The following is a 23,013-nucleotide window of genomic DNA, read 5'->3' on the forward strand; positions in this document are numbered from 1 at the left end:
AGAAGAAAGCTAGGCACACAAGTCGCTCAGTTGTTTGCTTGAATTAATAGTGAGTTAGGCATAGTAAAGTGACAAGAACACGAAGTTAGAGATGCGGAATGTTGCCAGAGAAAAAAAGGATTGTTGCGGTTTTGCACGCGACAGTGCGGGGCAACTCGAGAAGTAAATTCTCACTATCAGGCAAATAATAAGGCCCGAAAGGGCCTTATTATGCTGACTAAATAATCGGAAATACGAAAAACTAGCCGATAGTCATCAAGCTGGCGTTCCCACCGGCTGCGGCAGTATTCACACTCAGTGAATGCTCAATTAACAAGCGCTCAAGCAGAATGTTGGTTTCGCCACGGGCAAAGCCTTGTACTGAGACAATTGGTCCATCAATTTGGGCTATTTGCTCACATAAGATGCGTAGCTGATCGGCATCTCCGTGATAGATAACGGCATCAAAGCTGATGTTGGCTGTTTGCCAATCTTGAGTAAGAGTAATGCAAGACTGCACTGCCGCCGGTAATTTTTTGAGCAAATCACGCTGTAGCGCATCTTCTAACCATAAGACGTGACACCCGACAGCCAGCACGGCGGCCAATTGTGTCAGTGCGTCGGTTTCGTTATCTGCCAGACACAGCACGCGCTCACGGGGAAGCAGTGCATAAGTGTTACGCTCACCGGTCGGCCCCGGTAACAACCAGACGGTTCCACCTTGAGCCAACTCACCATAGCGCTGTGCCAGTTCAGTCAGCACATTGTTTTGCTGCTCGCCAGCCCATTTGATCAATGCGTGATGCGCGGTTTGTAGCATTTCGCGACCAGAGACATTTTGCACGGTTTCATTATGCTGATGGGACAGTGTATTTATCACCGCATCTTCCGGGCGGCTGCACAACAGGCGATACAGATAGAGTGGCCCACCGGCTTTCGGGCCAGTACCCGACAAACCTTCGCCACCAAATGGTTGTACGCCAACCACCGCACCGACCATGTTGCGGTTAACATACAGATTCCCCACTTTGGCTTTTTCCGTGATATGGGCAATGGTTTCATCAATACGAGTATGAATACCCAAGGTTAAACCATAACCCGAGGCGTTAATTTGATCGACTAACGCACTGAGATTCTGGCGCTGGAAGCGCACGACGTGCAGTACGGGGCCGAAAATCTCTTTTTGCAGCTCGTCAAAACTGTCCAGCTCTATCAAGGTTGGCTTGATAAAAGTGCCGCGTGCCCACTCTTTTTCATCCTGATTGTTGCCGCGTGCCGCTTGATAAACTTTGCGTCCTTTGGCCCGCATGGCTTGAATATGGCGTTCAATACCCGCTTTGGCATCAGCATCGATAACTGGCCCGATATCTGTAGACAGGCGCTCAGGATTGCCCATGCGACATTCAGCCATTGCGCCACGTAGCATCTGCAAGGTATGTTCGGCAACATCATCCTGAATACAAAGGATGCGCAAAGCTGAGCAGCGCTGGCCTGCGCTGTCAAAAGCGGAGGCGACAACATCCGTCACCACCTGCTCGGTCAGGGCCGATGAGTCAACAATCATCGCATTGAGGCCACCGGTTTCAGCAATCAGTGGAGTAGGGCGGCCTTGAGGGTCAAGCCGGCCAGCAATGCTACGTTGTAAAATGCTCGCGACCTCTGTGGAGCCGGTAAACATGACGCCGCGCACCCGCTCATCGTTTACTAACGTTGCCCCAACACTGTCACCCTGTCCGGGGAGCAACTGCAAGACACCCTGCGGGATCCCGGCTTCGAGCAAAATCCGCACAGCCTGAGCGGCAACCAGTGGTGTTTGTTCAGCCGGTTTTGCCAACACACTATTACCAGCCGCTAAAGCAGCGGCAACCTGACCGGTAAATATAGCGAGCGGGAAGTTCCATGGACTAATACAGACTACCGGTCCGAGGGGGCGGTGGCTGTCATTAGCAAAGTTATCACGCACCATCCCCGCGTAGTAATGAAGGAAATCAACGGCTTCACGCACTTCTGCTATGGCATTACTGAAGGTTTTACCGGCTTCACGCACCAGTATTCCCATCAATGATTGCATTTGATTTTCCATCAGTTCAGCAGCGCGTATCAAAATAGCGGCGCGCTCAGCGGGTGGTGTAGCAAACCAAATCGCCCCGGCATTGGCGGCTGCATCCAAGGCCCGGCTGACCTCTTCTTTTGTTGCTTCACGCACGTAGCCGACAATATCGGTTGGCTCTGTGGGGTTGATCACGGGCAGATCAGCACCATCATCAAGCTCGGCATCAATGATTGGTTCAGCCCGCCAGACTTGGCTGGCACTGGTGAGCAAGGCACTGGAGAGCGAGGCCAGACGATGTTCGTTCGCCAAATCCAACCCACTGGAATTGGCGCGCTCTGTGCCGTACAGATCGCGTGGTAATGGAATACGTGGATGAGGTAATCCGAGTTGCCCTTCACTTGCGGCAATGGCTTCGACAGCACTGACGGGATCGGCGACTAATTCATCCAGCGGTAGAGTGGCATCGGCAATACGGTTAACAAACGAGGTATTCGCGCCGTTTTCCAGCAGGCGACGTACCAAATAGGCCAGCAAGGTTTCATGAGTACCCACTGGGGCATAAATACGGCATGGGCGGTTAAGTTTGCCCTCGGCAACTTTCCCGACCACTTGTTCATATAGGGGTTCACCCATGCCATGCAGGCATTGGAACTCATATTGTCCAGGATAGTAATTTTGCCCGGCAAGATGATAAATCGCCGATAATGTATGCGCGTTATGAGTCGCAAATTGCGGATAAATCAGGTTCGGCACGGCCAGTAATTTACGTGCGCAGGCCAAGTAAGAGACATCGGTATAAACTTTGCGGGTATAAACGGGATACCCCTCTAAGCCGTCCATTTGTGCGCGTTTAATTTCACTGTCCCAATATGCACCTTTAACCAAGCGAATCATCAGGCGGCGGCGACTGCGCTGGGCCATATCTATCACAGCATCTATGGTGAAAGGACAGCGCTTCTGGTATGCCTGAATAACAAAGCCAATACCATTCCAACCGGCTAACTTTGGCTCAAAGCAGAGTTTCTCCAGCAGATCGAGTGAAATTTCCAGACGATCGGCCTCTTCGGCATCAATATTAATCCCGATATCATACTGGCGAGCTTGCAAGGTGAGTGACAACAGTCGTGGATAAAGTTCCTCCATGACTCGCTCATATTGAGCGCGACTATAGCGGGGATGCAGCGCAGAAAGTTTGATTGAAATCCCAGGCCCTTCATAGATACCCCGACCATTTGAGGCTTTGCCGATGGCATGGATAGCCTGCTGATAGGAGAGCAGATAGGCTTGCGCATCCGCTTCTGTTAGTGCCGCTTCACCCAACATATCGTAAGAGTAGCGGAACCCTTTATCTTCCAGTTTACGGGCATTAGCCAATGCTTCTGCGATGGTTTCACCGGTCACGAATTGCTCGCCCATCAAGCGCATCGCCATATCTACGCCTTTGCGGATCAGCGGTTCGCCCCCTTTACCGATAATGCGATTTAAAGCGCTAGAGAGTTTGGCTTCATTGTGGGTAGAGACCAAATGGCCGGTAAATAGCAGGCCCCAAGTGGCGGCATTCACAAACATTGATGGGCTGCGGCCCAAATGAGAGTGCCAATTACCATTGCTAATTTTATCGCGGATCAGTGCGTCACGAGTGGGTTTATCCGGAATACGCAGCAGCGCTTCGGCCAGACACATCAGTGCCACACCCTCTTGTGACGACAGTGAAAACTCTTGCAGCAAGCCTTGCACTATCCCGGCACGACCATTGGCACTTTTTTGATTACGCAGTTTTTCGGCAATGGAATAAGCCAGCTTGTGTGTCGCTTGTGCTTGTTCTGCGGGTAAACGCGCCTGCTCCAATAACATAGGAATGGCTTCAGTCTCTGGACGACGATAAGCCGCAGTGATAGCCGCACGGGCAACAGATTGTGGCAGCACTTGTTCGGCAAAATCCAGGAATGGCTGGTGAGTACTTTCTGTGACTTGCGCCATCATGTCGTCCACTTCCTGAGAGGAAGACGCATGCGTTGTTGTCAGCTCCGGCAGTTCACTGTTACTTTCCAGCCGCTCCAAATAGTTAAAAATGGCCTGCTTAATTAACCAATGTGGTGTGCGGTCAATATTCTGTGCTGCGGCTTTAATACGGTCACGTGTCGCTTCATCGAGTTTCACGCCCATTGTGGTGCTAGCCATGCGGTCTATCTCCTTTAAGAAGGGGAGTTATGATTTTAATTCCGACAATATCAGGGATGTTGCAACTTTGTGCAACCTTGTTAAATGAAGGGCGTGTTTGAACTGTGAATTCAGTCTTGTTTTTAACAATTATTCATAAGTGATATTTGCTTGAATATTACGCATACACGTAGGAGTTGCTAATAATCTTAGGGGTTGTAAGGAGTTTGCCTAAGGTGTAACTCATTTTGTTATGCCGGGTATCACTGTCGACAGAGGTTAATGTGATGCAGGGTGAATTTTTTGTAAAAATTTTGTTTAAATTGTTGTGAGTGGAGAAAAGAGTCCACTAGGATAGCAACCGCAAATGACGGTTTGCTCGCAAATAGTTGTACTGGTAGTTTATTAACGCTTTCGCGTTCATCTCCGGTGCAATTTTACATCAATCGGGTATAAAGCATGACGCCGCGTTAGGCGAGAAGAACTAAAAATAGCGGGATCAATTAAAACGATAATACGCACTATGGAGACGTTGCATGACCATGAACACGCCGATGCTGGTGACTTTTTTAGTTTACATATTTGGGATGATACTTATTGGTCTTATGGCCTACCGGGCAACGAATAACTTTGATGATTATATTCTGGGAGGTCGAAGTTTAGGCAGTGTTGTAACCGCACTGTCTGCAGGTGCTTCCGATATGAGCGGTTGGTTATTAATGGGATTGCCGGGGGCGATTTTCCTATCCGGTATTTCCGAGAGTTGGATAGCTATTGGTTTGACCATTGGTGCTTATCTTAACTGGAAATTAGTGGCTGGTCGTTTGCGCGTTCATACGGAAGCCAATAATAATGCTCTGACACTCCCCGATTATTTCACCAGCCGTTTTGAAGACAAAAGCAAGTTACTGCGGGTTATCTCTGCGGTGGTTATCTTAGTCTTCTTTACTATTTACTGTGCTTCAGGGGTTGTTGCTGGTGCACGTTTATTTGAAAGTACTTTTGGCATGAGTTATGGCACTGCATTGTGGGCCGGTGCTGCTGCGACCATTGCTTATACCTTCATCGGTGGTTTTTTGGCTGTGAGTTGGACAGACACCGTGCAGGCAACATTGATGATTTTCGCCCTGATTCTGACACCCATTATCGTCATTTTGGCGGTGGGTGGCATCGATACCTCAATGATGGTGATTGCAGCGAAAAATCCTGCCAACATTGATATGTTTAAAGGGTTGAATCTGGTTGCTATCCTTTCTCTGCTGGGCTGGGGGTTGGGTTATTTTGGTCAGCCACACATTCTGGCACGCTTTATGGCGGCAGACTCTCATCGTACTATCCGTAGTGCTCGCCGCATCAGTATGACGTGGATGATCTTGTGCCTGGCGGGGACTATCGCGGTAGGCTTCTTTGGTATCGCTTATTTTGAAAACCATCCAGAACAAGCCGGAAGTGTGACGCAAAACGGTGAGCGTGTCTTCATTGAGCTAGCCAAGTTGCTGTTTAATCCGTGGATCGCCGGTATTTTGCTGTCGGCCATTCTGGCGGCCGTCATGAGCACCTTAAGCTGCCAGCTACTGGTGTGCTCCAGTGCTTTGACAGAAGATCTGTACAAAGCTTTCTTGCGTAAAAAAGCCAGCCAGAAGGAGTTAGTGTGGGTGGGGCGCGCCATGGTGTTGTTGGTCGCGTTAATTGCCATCGCGTTGGCAGCAGATCCTAATAACCGTGTTCTTGGTTTGGTGAGCTATGCATGGGCAGGATTCGGTGCGGCATTTGGCCCAGTGGTATTGATTTCAGTAATGTGGCCACGCATGACCCGCAATGGTGCACTGGCGGGGATGCTGATTGGTGCGATTACGGTGATTGTTTGGAAGCAATATGCATGGTTAGATTTATACGAAATCATCCCAGGTTTCTTGTTCGCCAGCATTGCTATTGTGGTCGTTAGCTTGTTGGGCAGCACGCCGAGCAATGCTATTACCGAGCGTTTCCGCAATGCAGAAGCCGAGTTTAAAACTATCTAATTATGGACTTGCCATCTCTTTGATATAACGACGCGGCTGGTTTAACGTCTAATTAAAAAGCTCCCGATAAAATAGGGGGCTTTTTTTGTGTTTTTATGACAAAGAATCTAACTCAATATTAATGATGAACGAATTTGTATCCTGATGAATTTGTTTGTTATTTAACGTGGCAGAAACAACTTGCCACAGTTTGTTTAACAATATTCTTATTCAACCCCTTGAATTTCTTTTTGCCAGAATGATAATCACTATCGTTTTACTTATCTTTACGTTTACTGACACTGTCTATAATCATAGATCTCTACCGACAGCCATACCCATTAGGGGTGCATAGCATGTTTGTCCCATTTCTTATTATGTTTCGTGAGGGGCTGGAGGCGGCTCTAATTGTTAGCCTAATTGCCAGCTATCTTAAACGTACTCAACGCGGTCAATGGATGGGGGCGGTATGGATTGGCGTTATCACCGCCGCAGCATTGTGCCTCGCTATCGGTATCTTTATTAACGAAACCACCGGTGAGTTTCCACAGAAACAGCAAGAACTGTTTGAAGGGATTATCGCTGTGGTCGCCGTTTGCATATTAACCTATATGGTTTTTTGGATGCGCAAAGTATCCAAGTCAGTCAAAGTTCATTTAGAAGGGGCGATTGATACTGCACTAAATTCAGGGCGTCGTCAGGGATGGGCATTAGTGGCCATGGTGTTTTTCGCTGTTGCTCGCGAAGGTCTTGAATCCGTTTTCTTCTTATTGGCGGCATTCCAGCAGGATGTTGGTATTGGTGCGCCTATTGGTGCGATATTAGGCTTGGTATGTGCCATTTTAGTCGGCATGGCTATCTACTGGGGTGGTATCAAATTACATCTGGCGAAATTCTTCAAATGGACCAGCCTGTTTATTCTTTTTGTCGCCGCTGGTCTGGCCGCAGGAGCAATCAGGGCCTTCCATGAAGCCGGCCTGTGGAATCATTTCCAAGATATCGCATTTGATTTAACCAATGTACTCACCACTCATTCACTACTGGGCACTTTCCTTGAAGGTATGTTTGGCTATCAGGAAGCCCCGAGCGTCAGTGAAGTGGCCGTCTATTTCCTCTATCTGATTCCGGCATTGATTTTCTTTTTCCTTCCACCTCGCACTACGGCGGCCTCAACCGCATCTGCTGCGCGGAAAACTAACTAATAATTCAGGGATTTATCACATGTCTAACCGGTTTTTCCGTCGTACCGCTTTACACGCCGCTTTACTGGCTTTGCCTGCTATGGTCATTAGTGCGCAGGCGGCTGATATTCCTCAGGTTAAGATCACGGTCAATGATAAACAGTGCGAGCCAATGGCGCTGTCGATCCCTGCCGGCAAAACGCAGTTCATCGTCCATAACGTGAGCCAAAAAGGTTTGGAGTGGGAGATCCTCAAAGGGGTCATGGTGGTTGAGGAACGTGAGAATATCGCCCCCGGTTTTACCCAGAAGATGACGGCAAATCTGGAACCGGGTGAATACGACATGACCTGTGGCTTGCTGAGTAACCCGAAAGGTAAATTGACCGTCACCGCTGCGGCGGGCTCTGAGGTGGCGGTGAAACCTGATGCTATGGCACTGGTTGGTCCGATTGCCGAATACAAAGTCTATGTCACACAAGAAGTCGCTCAATTAGTGACACAAACTAAAGCCTTTACGGATGCAGTGAAAAAAGGTGATTTAGCGTTGGCTCGTAAACTCTATGCGCCAACTCGTCAACATTATGAGCGTATTGAGCCGATTGCTGAATTGTTCTCTGATTTGGATGGCAGTATTGATGCCCGTGAAGATGATTTTGAACAAAAAGCGGCCGATCCGAAATTTACGGGTTTCCACCGTTTAGAGAAAATCCTATTTGGTGATAACACCACCAAAGGCGCTGATAAATTTGCCGATCAACTGTATCAAGACACTTTGGAGCTGCAAAAGCGTATTAGTGGCCTGACATTTGCGCCGAACAAAGTGGTGGGCGGTGCGGCTGGTTTAATCGAGGAAGTGGCGGCCAGTAAAATCAGTGGTGAAGAAGATCGCTACAGTCGCACTGATTTGTGGGACTTCCAAGCCAACGTAGAGGGTGCACAGAAAATTGTAAATCTGCTGCGGCCATTGCTGGAGAAAGCCGATAAACCGCTGCTGGGAAAAATTGACGCCAACTTCAAAACTGTTGATAGCATTTTGGCAAAATATCGCACCAAAGATGGCTATGAGTCTTATGAGAAGTTAACTGATGCCGACCGCAATGCATTGAAAGGGCCAATTACGGCACTGGCAGAAGACCTTGCGCAGCTTCGTGGTGTATTAGGTCTGGATTGAGGCACGAAGATGAGTAAGAAAATCGGTCCGCAAAACGGGCCGTATCAGCAAGACAGCGGGGCGGCTTTGCCGTCCCGTCGACGTTTATTGCTTGGTATGGGCATGATGAGTGGCGCATTGGCTCTGGGCGGTGCAAAAATAGCACGCGCAGCGGATTGTCCAGCACCTGAGGCGGCACTTGCTCAGGATGAACGTTGGCAGAAACAGCCATTTTACGGCCAGCATCAATCTGGGGTTCTGACCCCACAGCAGGCAGCAATGATGCTGGTGGCATTTGATGTGCTGGCAACTGACAACGCGGCATTGATCCGGTTATTTAAGTTGTTGACCGAGCGCATTGCTTTCCTGACCACCGGTGGGCATGCGCCGTCAGTCAATGCCAAATTGCCACCATTGGATTCAGGCATTATGGGGCCAGAAATTTACCCTGATAATTTGACGATGACGGTATCGGTCGGAGACTCGTTGTTTGATGAGCGTTTTGGCTTGCAGCAGCACAAACCATTGCGGCTTCAGAAGATGACCCGTTTCCCGAATGATTCGCTGGATGCCAATTTGTGTCATGGCGATATCTTGCTGCAAATTTGCGCCAATACCAATGAAACCGTGATCCACGCCCTGAGAGATATTATCAAACACTCGCCGGATCTTCTCAGTGTTCGCTGGAAGCGAGAGGGCTTTATCTCTGCCCATTCGGCCCGCAGTAAAGGTAAAGAGACACCGATTAATCTGTTGGGCTTTAAAGATGGGACGGCAAACCCGAAAACCAGTGATAAGCCTTTAATCAATCAGGTGGTATGGGTGTCGGAGAATGCGGGCGAACCGGCGTGGGCTGTCGGGGGAAGTTATCAAGCCGCCCGGATTATCCGCTTTAAAGTGGAGTTTTGGGACAGAACGCCGTTGCAAGAACAACAAACAATCTTTGGCCGCGATAAACACAGCGGGGCACCTTTGGGAATGGCCCATGAACATGATGAGCCGGACTACAGCAAAGACCCCGATGGAAAAGTGATCAAATTGGATGCGCATATCCGTCTGGCGAATCCACGCACGACTGAAACCCAAAGTAATTTGATGTTACGTCGTGGCTATAGCTATTCACTGGGTGTATCAAATTCTGGGCAATTAGATATGGGGCTGCTGTTTGTGTGCTATCAATCTGATTTGGAAAAAGCCTTTCTCACGGTGCAAAAACGGCTAAATGGTGAGGCGCTAGAGGAGTATGTCAAACCTATTGGCGGGGGCTATTTCTTCACCTTGCCAGGGGTAGTTGATACTCACCACTATCTGGCGCAAGGTTTGCTTGAGGCTTAATGTTTCCGTTTGAAAAATAGCACCGCTTTTACGCGGTGCTTTTATTTTTTATAGCAACTTAACTTTTTAATTTTGCAGTGATTTTTGCTACATGTTCACCTTGGAAACGGGCGATAGCCAGTTCTTCAGCACTTGGCTGGCGGGAACCATCGCCACCGGCAATCGTGGTTGCGCCATAGGGAGTACCACCACGGGTCTGCGAAACGTCAAATAATTCTTTCGCGCCATAACCGATTGGCACAATGATAAAACCGTGATGTGCCAGAGTGGTCCAAGTGGAAGTGATAGTGTGCTCTTGCCCGCCGCCGGTGCCAGTAGAAGAGAATACGCTAGCGACTTTGCCGTACAGTGCACCAGATGCCCACAAACCACCGGTTTGATCGAGGAATGTCCGCATCTGCCCAGCCATATTACCAAAGCGGGTTGGTGTACCGAAAATGATGCCGTCGTAGTCGGCCAGTTCTTGTGGCGTAGCCACGGGCGCTTTTTGGTCAGTTTTACCGCCAGCTTTGGCGAAAGCGTCGGCAGGCATGGTTTCCGGCACGCGCTTGATAGTCACTTCGACACCGCTGACCTTTTTGGCACCTTCAGCTATTGCGCCAGCAAGTGTCTCGATATGTCCATACATGGAATAATAAAGCACTAAAATTTTCGCCATCTCGCTTCGCTCCCATCAAGGTTATTAAATAATACTGATATTGAATGATGCTGATGATGTATTCATAGTCGCTGATTATGATACTTATTAACAATACGCCAATACAACCAAGCTGCAAGATTGACCGCACAGAAGGTGCACGAAGTGGGAGGATAATTTGGTCCTCCTGACTTTTCAGATCTTACGACAAATGACGTAACTTTTTTTGCAGGCGTTTTTGCTGCCAGCGTTCCAACCAGTTACCCAAGATGAAAGTATTTATTGCCCGCAAACCCAATGGGATGCTTAGCCCAAGCACCACCCACCACGCCCATATATAGCTGGGGGAGGTAAACCAGTTAATCGCAAACAGGACGGCGCAGAGGATGACGGCTCGCAATAATTGGCGTAGGAAAGCCATTTCATTTTCAACAGCATCCCGTGCATCCAGCACTCTCTGATCAACAGCATCTACCGGCACATCTTGTGGCTGGCTCGCCTCGGGTGAGTAGAGTTCGCTTGCTTTTAAATCAAAAACCGCCGCAATGGCACCCAAAGTCTCAAGACTGGCTTGTTCACCATTCTCTATCCGTTGGATAGTGCGCACACTGAGGCCACAAAGTTCCGCTAATTGCTCTTGCGACCAAGCTCGGGCTTGGCGTAATTCACGAATACGGTAAAGATTCATATTAAGCTCTCCAGGGGGAAGGTATCCCAACAACCCTATGTGCAAGCATGTCACAGCACCACGACAGCAACCAGACAGCAATATGACATGAAGCAGACAGCCTATCTGGTGGTTAATTATCTAACTATCTCAGCCTAAATTATCTTCAAGCTATTGGGGTATTTATCACAGTTACTGGCCATTTACATTGACAGCGCTGGGGGCGAGTAATAATTTTAATGGCAGTAAAACTCCACTTTAAATATAAATATGGAGTTTTGTTTTCCTGATTATCGCCAAACACAAACCACTCAACTTATTGATCAATGAGGAACACCGTCAATGACTCAAATACCCCATCAATATAAGAAACCCTTAAATACAAAAACAGTTTTGTTTAGCGCCTTGGCGCTCATGGTTTCGTTCTCAGTGCCTTATGCCAATGCAGAGCGCTATCCAGATGTGCCTGTTCCCTTTAAGTATGGTACTGGTGCGCGAATAGATAACAATTTATATATTGGCCTGGGTAGCGCAGGTCAGTCGTGGTATCGCCTTGATACAAATAAAACCAGCGGCGGTTGGCAAAAGATAGCGGATTTCCCCGGTCAACCGCGCGAACAGGCCGTCACCGTTGCACTGGATGGGAAATTGTATGTCTTTGGTGGTGTGGGTAAAAATAGCGCCAGTGACACTCAGGTGCGTGCACTCAATGATGCTTATCAGTTTGATCCGCAAACCAATCAATGGCAGCGATTGGCAACACGTGCGCCTCGTGGTTTGGTCGGGACGGTAGCGACCACCTTAGATGGCTCTCAAGCGCTATTATTGGGCGGGGTAAATAAGGCTATTTTTGACGGTTATTTCGCTGACCTTGCCGCCGCGGGAAGTCATGAGACACAGAAAAACGCGGTTATTGATGCGTATTTTGAGCAAGCTCCCGCCGACTATTTCTATAACCGCGATGTACTGATTTACGATCCGGTTAAAAATCAATGGAAAAGCGGTGGTCAGGTGCCGTTTCTAGGTACGGCGGGATCGGCAATCACTGTTATGAATGACAATTTGATATTAATAAATGGTGAGATTAAGCCTGGCCTGCGGACCGCGGCTGTATGGCAGGGGAAAAAGCAAGGGGCCGAACTGGCGTGGCAACAACAGCCTGACTTAGTGAGTGCTGAAAAAGGTGTCGCCCAAGAAGGATTGGCTGGGGCATTTTCTGGTAGCAGCCAGAATGTGGTTCTGGTGGCGGGAGGCGCTAATTTTCCCGGTGCTTGGAAACAATTTAATGCAGGGCAGTTATATGCGCATAAAGGGCTAAAAAAACAGTGGCAACAACCCATTTATGCACGAGTGAATAATCAATGGCAGATGGCAGGTAAATTGCCTCAACCATTGGGGTACGGTGTTTCTATTCAAGCTGGTGATAAGTTGATTTTAGTGGGGGGAGAAACCACCGGCGGTGTTGCAACATCAGCAGTGACACAAATGTCCTGGCAAGGTAATCAGCTACATATCGAGTAAATCAGCGGACAGAATGATGTGAGTAACGCTCTGTATTGAGCTTTAGGGCATAATACCAGAGCGTTATGGCACAATGTTGGCACGCCTGTTTGCGTAAGCTAGCCACTGACCTTACAGGAGAATGAACATGAAAAAAATAGCACTGTCTTTGGCTATCATGGCGGTTTCATTATCGGCTCAGGCGCAGACTTTTAGCGTAAAAAGCAGCGATATGTCACAAAGTAAGCCTTTGCAAAACCAACAAGTGTTTAACGGATTTGGCTGCACTGGTGAAAATCAATCTCCACAGCTTTCGTGGCAGGGAGCGCCAGCGGAAACAAAGAGCTTTGCCATCACGGCTTATGATCCTGATGCGCCAACAGGCAGCGGCTGGTGGCATTGGACAGTGGTGAACATTCCTGCCAATGTCCATGAATTGCCCACCAATGCAGGACAGCGTACAGAGGCTGCGCCAGCAAACAATAGCACTTTACCTCAGGGGGCAATTCAGGGCCGCAATGATTTTGGTTATGCTGGATTTGGGGGGGCCTGCCCACCGGCAGGAGATAAACCTCATCGTTATCAGTTTACGGTTTGGGCATTGAAAACGGATAAATTACCGTTGGATAGTGAAGCCAGTGGTGCGTTGGTGGGCTTTATGCTCAATAGCAATGTTATTGCGAAAGCCGAACTGGTTGCCACCTATGGCCGTTAACTGTTAACCCAAGAGCAGAGATATGTCGCAGATAAACCATAGCCAGATAGCTATTTCCAGTGCTGAAATTGTTGCCCGTCGCGCGCACACCTTGCATCGGGTAACGGTGTTTTCACCTGCGCTATGCCATGTTCGCCAAGGCAGTAAATTGGTGCAATGGGGGGAGCAAGCCGCTAATGCAGGGCAATCAACACTTATTTTGTTCCCTGCCGGAGCCGAAGTCAGCATTGCTAATACGCCAGAACATGGTCATTACTGCTCTGATATGGTTTATCTGTCGCCGACGCTAATACGCCAGTTTCGTCAGTGGTACGGTGCGCAGTCTGTGGCACCGGTAACATCAGCTTCTTTATGTGTGCCTTTAGATGTAAATACCCGCAGAGCTTGGGAGAGTTTGTTACTCAATCTCAAAAATCAGGTGCCGGATGTGCTGTCGCAGCACTCGGCCATGGGGGTTTTATTGGCGCTGAGTCTGGGCGGACATGCAGGCCCTTTACTTATCGATCGTCGCGATAAATTGGCTGAACAGGTGCAACAAATTTTCTTGCTCGATCCCGCCCGTGACTGGAGTGTGAGTGATGTCGCCCAATCACTGCATATGGGCAATTCTACCTTGCGGCGCAAGTTGATGCAGGAGGAACGGCAGTTTCGCGTCATTCTGGAAGACGTGCGTATGGGATGTGCGCTCAATGCGTTACAAACCACATCACTCTCAATCGGGGAGATTGCCGCACAACACGGATACATTTCGCCGTCCCGCTTTACCTCACGCTTTCAGCAGCATTTTGGTTTAACCCCGAGCCGATTACGTGAAGCAATTACCGCCCCTTAGCTTACTGTGACAAAATAACCTTACTCTCCGCCAATCCTGAGCAGAGAATAAGGAATAACCATCACTAGCTGTCTTGTGGCAATGGCTTACCGTCACGGCCTAGTTGCGGTAGTGCTTTACGGCGTTGCAGCAGCGCATTCAGCAATATTGCACCGAACGTCGCTGTGCCGATGCCTCCGAGGGTAAAGCTGCCCAGAGTGAGCGCGAAGTTCCCTGCGCCTAATACCAGCGTCACCGCAACCATAATCAAGTTACCGTTATCACTGAGGTCGACTTTGTTTTGTACCCAGATACGCGCTCCGGCGACGGCGATCAGCCCAAAGACCACAATAGATGCGCCGCCCAATACTGGACCAGGAATGGTGTGAATCAATGCGCCAAACTTAGGTGAAAAGCCCAATAAAATCGCCACCAGTGCCGCAGCCACAAAGACGAGTGTGGAATAGATTTTAGTCACGGCCATCACACCAATATTCTCGGCATAAGTGGTGACGCCGGTGCCGCCAACAGAGCCGGATAACATGGTTGCTAGCCCGTCACCGACAAAAGCACGCCCCATATAAGGGTCCAAATTTTGCCCCGTCATTCCGGCAACGGCTTTAATGTGCCCTAAATTTTCTGCCACTAAAATGACTGCGACGGGGGCTATGAGTAACATGGCATGGGCATCAAATACCGGGGCTGTGAATTGTGGCCATCCCAACCAAGCCGCTTGACTGATGGGGCCGAAATCAACCGGCGTACCCCAACCGAAACCATTACTGACAATCAGATAGATAGCATAGGACAGAATCAGGCCAACCAAAATCAGCAGACGTTGAATCATTCCTCGGGTAAATACGGCAACCACACCAATACATAAGATAGTCACGACCGCCATCCAACTGTTAAATGACGAGCCGGAGACACTATTAACCGCGATGGGTGCCAGATTTAAACCAATGGCCATTACCACCGCACCCGTGACCACCGGCGGCATCAAGCGCTCAATCCAGCGAGTACCGACACTCATCACAATAAAACCAATCAGTGTATAAATCGCCCCACAGGCAATAATTCCGCCTAATGCCAAGGCAATATTGGGATTAGGGCCGCTACCGGTATAGCCGGTAATGGCAATAACCAATCCAACAAAGGCAGCACTGGAGCCGAGGTAGCTGGGAACACGGCCACCGACAATCAGGAAAAATAGCAACGTGCCGATACCGGACATCAAAATAGCCAAATTGGCATCAAACCCCATCAATAAGGGCATCAGCACTGTTGCGCCAAACATCGCCACCGCATGTTGCAGCCCCATTATCAATGTTGATCCTAACGGGAGTCGCTCATCAGGAGCAATAATGGCTCCGTCCAAATTGCCGCTACGTTTACGCCATATTGGAAACCAGCTATTCGCCATAATGTACTCCGTGAGTCATTGTGAAATATCAATAAGTTACCTAAGGGAAATCCATTGATGACTGTCTAAATCAACTACTCTGGCGCAGTAATGGATGATAGCGGCGGTCAAAATAGGCCAACCCATGTTGATCATCGTTATGAATAACCGCTGCGGCCTGACAAAACAGAATGTCGTGGGTTCCAACCGACATCACTTGCGTAATGTGGCAATCAAAAGAGGCTACCGCGCCACTGAGTACAGGTGATCCGGTCACAAGGGTGGACCAGCGGGCGGCGGCAAAACGCATTTCCATTGGGGTTTTGCCACCAAACAAATTGGATAGCGACTCATGTTCGGCACATAACGTATTGACACATAAAGTCTGGTTTTGCTGAAACACGGAGTAGACCGAGGCGGAGCGATTCAGACAGACCAATAAGGTAGGGGGGGCGTCGGTAACACTGCATACTGCTGATGCGGTAAATCCAGCACGACCTGCTGGGCCGTCAGTAGTAATAATGTTGACCGCAGAACCGAGCCGCGCCATCGCATCGCGAAAATCTTGTTTATCCACCGCGACACTGCGTAATGCTGACGATGTGGGTAAAAGTTGTGTTTGCATAATCCACCTCATGATTAAAAGTCAGTTCATTAAAAAATAAGCAGATAAATCAAAGTACCTGACAGGCTTCGTCAAAATCTAAACGCGGCGAACGTGCATACAGCTTATTGCTATCGCCATAGCCGATATTCACTAACAAATTGGATTTCCAGCCTTTTTCAGCCAAAAATGTTGTATCGATTAACTCGTTGTTAAAACCGGACATCGGGCCGGTATCAAGCCCCAGCGCCCGGCAGGCAATAATGAAATATGCCGCTTGCAAGCTGCTGTTACGAAATGCAGTTTCTGTCGCCAACTCAGGGCTGGAGGTAAACCACGAGCGGGCATCGCCATGTGGAAACAGCTTGGGTAAGGCATCATAAAAAACCGGGTCATAGGCAATGATGGCGGTAACCGGGGCTTGGAATGTCTTGTCTCTATTTCCACTGGATAAAGCGGGTATGAGACACTCTTTGGCGTGCGGGGAGCGAATAAACACAAAACGCGCGGGGCAACAGTTGGCAGAGGTCGGCCCCATGCGTGCCAATTGGTATGCTTGTTTAAGGAGTGCGTCATCGACAGGTTTATCCTGCCAACCATGGTGCGTCCGGGCGTCGGTAAATAAGGTTGCCAGCGCATCTGGGGTTAATACTTGTGCCATATCAGCTCCATTAAATGTTTCTGAGAGAAATGTACTAGATTGATTTATCGAAAATTTGTGGCCGAATCGCCAGTATCCATCAGCAAATAATTGAGTAAAATGTCATTAAACTGTTCGCTATTGGTCACACTCATGGCATGACCGCCATAACTCATTTGTGCCCACTCGCCATAGGGCAAAAGTTCGGCCAACGCCTGGGAGCAGGAGTAAGGCACGAGCAGATCATCGGTGGCGCACAGCAACAGCGTCGGGGTGTTAATTTGTGCCAATACTGGGCGGAAATCGCCATTCATCAAGGCATTCAGCCGGCGTAATAAATTTTCCATTCCTTGGAAGTGGGTGATTTGATGGGCTTCTTCCTGTTCAAGCCGCAAGGTATTCCGTGAGAGCCAATCTGCCGGGTAGAGAAATAGCGGCTGGGCGCGTACATAAGCGGCGACGCCGCTGTTGAGCAATAAATCCTGACGAACGTGGAAGCACCGGCGTGTCTGACTATCGAGCACCGGCCAACTATTGACCGCTACCAGCCTGTCTAGGCACTGTGGGTGAGTCAGTGCCAGTTGCAAACCTATCATTCCCCCCAATGCGTGGCCGACAAAGCAGTAGCGCTCAATATGCTGGCGCTGTAATAGGTCCGCCAATTCACTTGCCATGTCTGCTAACGTGTAGCCGGAGGGGATCACGCCGGGGCTTCGCCCAGTACCATATTGGTCATAAATCACCACCCGGAAATGCTTACCTAATGCAGTGAGTTGGGGTTGCCAAAAGCTGCCGCTCCCACCTAAGCCGGCAGATAACACCACTGTTTTCGCGGATGGCGAATTCTGACCACTTATCTCGAAATACATTGTCACGCCTCCGGCATTGAGTGCTGCGGCTATCGGGAAAGATGCGCGACTGAGGCTATCTCAATCAGTGCATCAGGTTTAACCAGACCGCACTGAATACAGAAGCGGGCGGGCTTATCACCGGGAAAGTATTCGGCGTAAACTTGATTAATGGCGGCGTAATGCTGCCAGTCGGTCAGAAAAATAGAATTAAAGGTGACGTCATCTAGTGTGCCGCCTGCCGTTTCAATCACACTTTTTATTGTCTCCAGTACATGGCGGGTTTGTTCTGCGGCATCGCCTGCATGCACGATATTATTTTGCTTATCAAACGCTAGCGTGCCGGAGACATACACCACTCCGTCAGCCAAAGTGCCGGGAGAAAAAGGGGCGAGAGGCGTACCACTGCCCGGCGGAGTAATCAGGGTTTTAGGCATAACAATCTCCAATGCAAAGCTGTAGGGGGCGTAAGGCCAATTTCAAACGCATTCATTATGCCGACTGGCTAAGGTGCGCCGAGGGCGCAATACAGGAGCAAAAAGTCTCGACGTCAGAGACCCAGCCAAAGAAGGTTTCGATATTGTATAAGGCGGCTTTTTGGGCAAAATCAGGCCCGGCCTGATGAGTGGCGTCTTCCAGCACCACACCAAAGTATTCAAAGAAGAAACCATCACGCAGGGTTGATTCCACGCAAACATTGGTGGCAATACCGGTAAAAATTAAGTGATGAATACCTTTAGCTCGCAGAATACTGTCGAGTTGAGTATTGAAAAATCCGCTATAGCGCGGTTTAGCGATGACGATATCGCCGGCCTGTGGTTGCAGTTCATCCACGAGTTCATAATCCCAATCTCCTTTTGCCAGTAGCTTCCCCATCAGTTCGGGTTGTTTGCGCATGGTCTTTAGAGCATTGGATTTGTGCCAATTGGGTGAACCTTCTCCACCGGCTTCAACATATTGCGGATCCCAGCCATTTTGGAAAAAAATCACCTGAATACCTGCCACTCGTGCTGCGGTGATGGCGCGCTTGATATTGGCAATCACCGGAGCGGTGGCTGACACATCAAACCCCGCTAAGTCGAGGTAACCCCCCGGAGAGGCATAGGCATTTTGCATATCAACCACAATCAACGCACTGGCTGAGGCTGGGAAGGCGATAGGTTCCGGGCGCGCATTCAGAATAACTTCATCGCTGCTGATCCCCGGATTACGGCGTACCGGGTGTTTTGGCTCATTGGGTTGCAGGTTTTTGACGATTTTCATCATGCCACCTCCCTGGCGGCAATTTGCGCGGTGTTGTTGATATCAGAACGGCTGCGCATCAAGGGCTGGATACGTTGACCGAAGTTCTCAATGCCTAACAGGAAGTCATCAAAGGTCAGCAGAATACCGTCAGTGCCGGGAACAGTGGCAATCTCGTCCATCATCTTCGCCACATTGGCGTAAGAGCCAACTAAAGTGCCCATATTGATATTCACGGCAGACGTCGGGTCAGCCATTTGGCGCACATTGGTATCCGTGCCAGATTGAGTATCTTTGCCACTTTGCTCAGTCAACCAGGCCAGTGCTTCGCTATCGGCTCCGGCTTTATAACTTTCCCACTTAGCTCGAGCTAATTCGTCGGTTTCATCGGCGATTATCATAAACAGCACGTAGCTGCTGACATCTCGTCCGGCCTGTTCAGCGGCAGTTTGTAGCCGGGCAGCGGTAGGGGCAAAGGCTGTGGGGGTATTCACTCCCTTACCGAAACAGAAGTTGTAATCGGCATATTTAGCCGAAAAGGCCATGCCAGCATCACTTTGTGCAGCACAGATTAATTTGATGGGCGTTTGTGGTTGTGGGCTAACACGGCAGTCATTCATTTGGAAGAATTCGCCTTTAAAATCAGATTGCCCAGCCCCCCAAAGATCCTGCAATACTTCAACATATTCAGAAAGATAGTCATAGCGACGGCTGAAATAATCGTCCCCTGGCCACAACCCCATTTGCTCATATTCTGGTTTTTGCCACCCGGTCACCACATTCAATCCAAAGCGGCCATTGGAAATGGAATCAATGGTTGATGCCATTCGAGCAACAATGGCTGGGGGCAAGGTTAAGGTCGCGGCGGTGGCATAAATTTTAATTCGAGAGGTGACGGCGGCTAATCCAGCCATCAGGGTGAAAGACTCCAGATTGTGATCCCAGAACTCGGTTTTACCGCCAAATCCGCGTAGCTTTATCATCGATAAGGCAAAATCAAACTGATAATGTTCGGCTTTTTGCACGATCGCTTTATTCAACTCAAAGCTCGGCATGTATTGCGGTGCATTGCTAGAGATTAACCAACCGTTGTTGCCGATAGGGATAAATACGCCAATTTTCATTTGAGTACCTCTGCATGGTGAGTTGGACTATCTGTATGCCTGCGTCAGTACCTAAGCAAACGCAATGCCAGTTTTTATAATGTCAACTCAATCAATGAGTTGATAATTTATGGTGAATAAAATATTGAGCAAATGGTCAAAAATGGACTGTTTGGTAAAATATTTGTGCACAAAAAACAGGCGTGACTGCCCAGTGGCGGTGCAGGGCGTTACGCTAAAGAGGTATTTTTGGCAGAGGAAAGCGTGCTATAGGTAGGGTTGAAAGCCTTTGCTATTATCTGTCTCATTAATGCTTATAAAGGGATTATCAGTGAAATCAGCCAATAACAAGCTATCAGCCCCGGTAGGTTCAGAGTCGGTAAAGCCTTCTCGGCGCAGCAAAGCAGGGGCAGCGAAACGGCAGGGTATCATGGTCGCGGCTCTGGATTTGTTTTCACGCTATGGTATTCATGGAACCAGCCTTGATCAGGTTGCCGAGCGGGCTGATATCTCGAAAACCAACTTGCTATATTACTTCCCGTCGAAAGAAGCCCTTTATATCGCAGTGCTGAAAGATATTTTGGCTATCTGGTTGGCTCCATTAAAAGCATTGCAGGTAGATCAACAGCCCATTGAGGCCATTAGCCACTATATTGAGCTTAAATTGGCAGTATCTCGCGACCACCCACAAGCATCGCGCCTGTTTTGCCTTGAGATGATTCAGGGGGCGCCGTTGCTAAAGCAAGAGCTGGTAGGGGACTTGAAAACCCTGTTTGACGAGAAAATATTGATTATTCGCAGTTGGATGGATAACCAGCAGATAGCCAAGGTTGACCCGCAGCATTTCATTTTTATGTTATGGGCCACAACACAACATTACGCCGATTTTAGTGTGCAGATTGAAGCTATTACGGGGAAAAATCTGCGTGATAAATTATTCTTTCAACAGACAGTTGCCAGTGTGCAGCAATTGGTGATTGATGGAATTATCTGGCGCGAGGGGGCTAATTCTTAGAGCCGGCGTCAGAAAGTACTGACGCCGGGCAAAGGACTAATGACTACAATTTGGTGATATTACTGTCGTACAGCCGTGCTCTGCGTTTTTTCAAGATGACATAACCGATGGTCAAAATAACAAACCACAGTGGCGTCACCATTAGCGCCTGACGAGTATCACTTTCCAGCGTTAATAACACCAACACGAAGACAAAGAACGCCATACACACCCAAGACATGACAATACCCGCAGGCATTTTGTAGATGGATTTTTTATGCAGTGCTGGGCGTCTTTTGCGGTACACCAAATAAGAGCAAAGAATGATAGTCCAGACGAACATAAATAGAATGGCGGAAACCGTAGTGACCAGTGTAAAGACGGTCATAACGTTCGGGATCAGATAAATCAGCACCACGCCACCGAGCAGACAAATACAAGAGAATGTCAGGCCGGAAGCGGGAACAGAGCGACGTGATAATTTACCAAATTGTTTTGGTGCATCCCCTTCTTTTGCCAAACCGAACAACATACGGCTGGTGGAAAACACACCGCTGTTAGCGGAAGAAGCCGCGGAGGTCAGAACGACAAAGTTGATCACACTAGCCGCGGCGGGCAGCCCGACCAGAACGAATAACTCAACAAATGGACTTTTATCTGCAACCACTGAACTCCATGGCGTCACTGACATAATCATAATCAATGAGAAAACATAGAACATGATTATGCGGATAGGAATGGAGTTAATTGCGCGTGGTAATACAACTTCAGGGTCTTTGGTTTCAGCCGCAGTGGTTCCGACTAATTCAATCCCCACAAAGGCGAAGACAGCAATCTGGAAGCCAGCAAAGAAGCCACTAATACCTTTCGGGAACATTCCGCCATCATTCCATAAATGAGTAAATGATGCAGTAGTCCCCGATGGAGACTGATAACTCATTAATACCATGGTCAGGCCGGCAAATATTAACGCCACGATAGCCACAATTTTAATCATGGCAAACCAGAACTCCATCTCACCGAACATTTTTACTGTTGCTAGGTTGAGAGACAGTAGCAGTAAAACCACTAATAATGAGGCGACCCACTGGGAGAAGTCGGGGAACCAAAATTGTGCATACGCGGTAATGGCAACAACATCAGCGATCCCGGTGATGACCCAACAAAACCAGTACGTCCAGCCAGTGAAAAAGCCAGCCCAAGGGCCTAACAAATCTGCGGCAAAATCACTGAATGACTTATATTTTAAATTTGAGAGCAGCAACTCACCCATTGCCCGCATCACGAAAAACAACATAAAGCCGATTATCATATAAACGAAGATAATTGACGGCCCAGCAAGGCTGATGGTTTTGCCCGATCCCATAAACAACCCGGTACCTATGGCCCCGCCAATGGCAATCAACTGAATATGGCGGTTGGAGAGACTTCGTTGAAGATGCTCTTCGGGTTCTGGCAACGGTTCTGCCACTATCTTGGATTGGTCTACCATCTTTCCCATTCCCTCTTCCTGTATTTGTGAAATTGTTGAGCTCTATGTTGGCTCTTTGGTCTTAACCTGTCTGTCTGTCTGTCTGTCTGTCTGTCTGTCTGTCTGTCTGTCTGTCTGTCTGTCTGTCTGTCTGTCTGTCTGTTAGATTTTCTGTATGTTTTAAGTACAATTTGCGAATTATTTAATATCTCCGCAACAATAATTACACAATGCGCTTCGTTTTCCAGTGTTTATATTTCACACACTGAAATTTGTTAAGTTCATCACAGCACGTGGAATTACAACATGAAGTTACATAACTAACAATAATCGTAAGTGCCAGAGGCATAATTAATCTGTAGTGGCGAATATAGTGCAGTATAAAGAGAAAAATCTGACGAAACGTTTGACAGCCAAGGTCAACAGGAGAATAATTATCGCCGTTGGGTCGTTAGCTCAGTTGGTAGAGCAGTTGACTTTTAATCAATTGGTCGCAGGTTCGAATCCCGCACGACCCACCA

General features: G+C 48.6%; 19 protein-coding genes and 1 tRNA gene. 9 read left to right on the plus strand and 11 right to left on the minus strand.

Annotated elements, in window-relative coordinates; translation table 11 throughout:
- Positions 1–241 precede the first annotated feature (241 nt).
- Positions 242–4,213: a trifunctional transcriptional regulator/proline dehydrogenase/L-glutamate gamma-semialdehyde dehydrogenase gene (gene putA / locus HUZ92_RS14345; RefSeq protein ID WP_145579539.1), complete on the minus strand. Its 3,972-nt coding sequence runs from the start codon at positions 4,211–4,213 to the stop codon at positions 242–244.
- Between the two features lie 515 nt (positions 4,214–4,728).
- Here putA and putP point away from each other — a divergent pair.
- The 4 genes from putP to efeB all read left to right on the plus strand — a co-directional run bounded on the left by putP (position 4,729) and on the right by efeB (position 9,858).
- Complete coding sequence (gene putP, locus HUZ92_RS14350; RefSeq protein WP_050098321.1) at positions 4,729–6,213, plus strand: sodium/proline symporter PutP; 1,485 nt, start codon at positions 4,729–4,731, stop codon at positions 6,211–6,213.
- A gap of 335 nt (positions 6,214–6,548) precedes the next feature.
- The gene (gene efeU, locus HUZ92_RS14355; protein ID WP_050098320.1) at positions 6,549–7,394 is read left to right on the plus strand and encodes an iron uptake transporter permease EfeU; all 846 of its coding nucleotides are present in this window, start codon (positions 6,549–6,551) and stop codon (positions 7,392–7,394) included.
- A 19-nt stretch (positions 7,395–7,413) separates the two neighbouring features.
- Entirely contained in the window at positions 7,414–8,544 is a 1,131-nt protein-coding gene (efeO, locus tag HUZ92_RS14360; RefSeq protein ID WP_050140813.1) for an iron uptake system protein EfeO, read from the plus strand.
- A 9-nt stretch (positions 8,545–8,553) separates the two neighbouring features.
- A complete protein-coding gene (gene efeB, locus HUZ92_RS14365; RefSeq protein ID WP_050098318.1) occupies positions 8,554–9,858 on the plus strand; it encodes an iron uptake transporter deferrochelatase/peroxidase subunit in 1,305 nt (434 codons plus the stop codon).
- Between the two features lie 58 nt (positions 9,859–9,916).
- Here the strand turns inward: efeB and wrbA are convergent, their stop codons facing one another.
- Together wrbA and HUZ92_RS14375 are read right to left on the minus strand one after the other, a co-directional pair.
- A complete protein-coding gene (wrbA, locus tag HUZ92_RS14370) occupies positions 9,917–10,516 on the minus strand; it encodes an NAD(P)H:quinone oxidoreductase (protein ID WP_050098317.1) in 600 nt (199 codons plus the stop codon).
- A gap of 181 nt (positions 10,517–10,697) precedes the next feature.
- On the minus strand, positions 10,698–11,183 hold the full coding sequence (locus tag HUZ92_RS14375; protein ID WP_145579540.1) for a helix-turn-helix domain-containing protein: 486 nt from the start codon (positions 11,181–11,183) through the stop codon (positions 10,698–10,700).
- Between the two features lie 321 nt (positions 11,184–11,504).
- Between HUZ92_RS14375 and HUZ92_RS14380 the strand changes: the two genes are divergently transcribed.
- From HUZ92_RS14380 to HUZ92_RS14390, 3 genes are all read left to right on the plus strand, one after another.
- Positions 11,505–12,683 (plus strand): N-acetylneuraminate epimerase, encoded by a 1,179-nt coding sequence (locus HUZ92_RS14380; RefSeq protein WP_050098315.1) that lies wholly within the window; start codon positions 11,505–11,507, stop codon positions 12,681–12,683.
- 127 nt (positions 12,684–12,810) lie between these two features.
- Positions 12,811–13,377 carry a kinase inhibitor gene (locus tag HUZ92_RS14385; protein ID WP_050098314.1) on the plus strand — a complete coding sequence of 189 codons (567 nt, stop codon included), beginning with the start codon at positions 12,811–12,813 and terminating at the stop codon, positions 13,375–13,377.
- A gap of 22 nt (positions 13,378–13,399) precedes the next feature.
- Entirely contained in the window at positions 13,400–14,209 is an 810-nt protein-coding gene (locus HUZ92_RS14390) for an AraC family transcriptional regulator (RefSeq protein WP_050140816.1), read from the plus strand.
- Positions 14,210–14,273: 64 nt separating this feature from the next.
- Here HUZ92_RS14390 and rutG read toward each other — a convergent pair whose 3' ends face one another.
- The 7 genes from rutG to rutA form a co-directional block, all read right to left on the minus strand.
- Positions 14,274–15,611 (minus strand): pyrimidine utilization transport protein G, encoded by a 1,338-nt coding sequence (gene rutG, locus HUZ92_RS14395; RefSeq protein WP_050296409.1) that lies wholly within the window; start codon positions 15,609–15,611, stop codon positions 14,274–14,276.
- A 70-nt stretch (positions 15,612–15,681) separates the two neighbouring features.
- Positions 15,682–16,215: an NADH-dependent FMN reductase RutF gene (rutF, locus tag HUZ92_RS14400; RefSeq protein ID WP_050098311.1), complete on the minus strand. Its 534-nt coding sequence runs from the start codon at positions 16,213–16,215 to the stop codon at positions 15,682–15,684.
- 49 nt (positions 16,216–16,264) lie between these two features.
- Positions 16,265–16,855 (minus strand): malonic semialdehyde reductase, encoded by a 591-nt coding sequence (locus HUZ92_RS14405; protein ID WP_145579541.1) that lies wholly within the window; start codon positions 16,853–16,855, stop codon positions 16,265–16,267.
- Between the two features lie 44 nt (positions 16,856–16,899).
- Positions 16,900–17,703, minus strand: coding sequence for a pyrimidine utilization protein D (gene rutD, locus HUZ92_RS14410; protein WP_050296408.1), 804 nt, complete (start codon positions 17,701–17,703; stop codon positions 16,900–16,902).
- 29 nt (positions 17,704–17,732) lie between these two features.
- Positions 17,733–18,119, minus strand: a complete 387-nt coding sequence (rutC, locus tag HUZ92_RS14415) for a pyrimidine utilization protein C (protein ID WP_050098308.1) — start codon at positions 18,117–18,119, stop codon at positions 17,733–17,735.
- Positions 18,120–18,174: 55 nt separating this feature from the next.
- A complete protein-coding gene (gene rutB / locus HUZ92_RS14420; RefSeq protein WP_174846847.1) occupies positions 18,175–18,948 on the minus strand; it encodes a pyrimidine utilization protein B in 774 nt (257 codons plus the stop codon).
- Positions 18,945–20,048 carry a pyrimidine utilization protein A gene (gene rutA / locus HUZ92_RS14425; RefSeq protein ID WP_128451018.1) on the minus strand — a complete coding sequence of 368 codons (1,104 nt, stop codon included), beginning with the start codon at positions 20,046–20,048 and terminating at the stop codon, positions 18,945–18,947. Before rutA ends, rutB begins: the two co-directional genes overlap by 4 nt.
- Before the next feature lie 310 nt (positions 20,049–20,358).
- On the opposite strand from rutA, the gene rutR reads away from it, so the two are divergent.
- Positions 20,359–21,042, plus strand: a complete 684-nt coding sequence (gene rutR / locus HUZ92_RS14430; protein WP_235895123.1) for an HTH-type transcriptional regulator RutR — start codon at positions 20,359–20,361, stop codon at positions 21,040–21,042.
- Between the two features lie 43 nt (positions 21,043–21,085).
- Here the strand turns inward: rutR and cycA are convergent, their stop codons facing one another.
- Positions 21,086–22,513 carry a D-serine/D-alanine/glycine transporter gene (gene cycA / locus HUZ92_RS14435; protein ID WP_174846855.1) on the minus strand — a complete coding sequence of 476 codons (1,428 nt, stop codon included), beginning with the start codon at positions 22,511–22,513 and terminating at the stop codon, positions 21,086–21,088.
- 424 nt (positions 22,514–22,937) lie between these two features.
- Here cycA and HUZ92_RS14440 point away from each other — a divergent pair.
- A tRNA-Lys gene (locus HUZ92_RS14440) sits at positions 22,938–23,013 on the plus strand.

The sequence above is a fragment of the Yersinia vastinensis genome (assembly GCF_902726565.1).
In the GTDB taxonomy this organism is placed as follows: domain Bacteria; phylum Pseudomonadota; class Gammaproteobacteria; order Enterobacterales; family Enterobacteriaceae; genus Yersinia; species Yersinia vastinensis.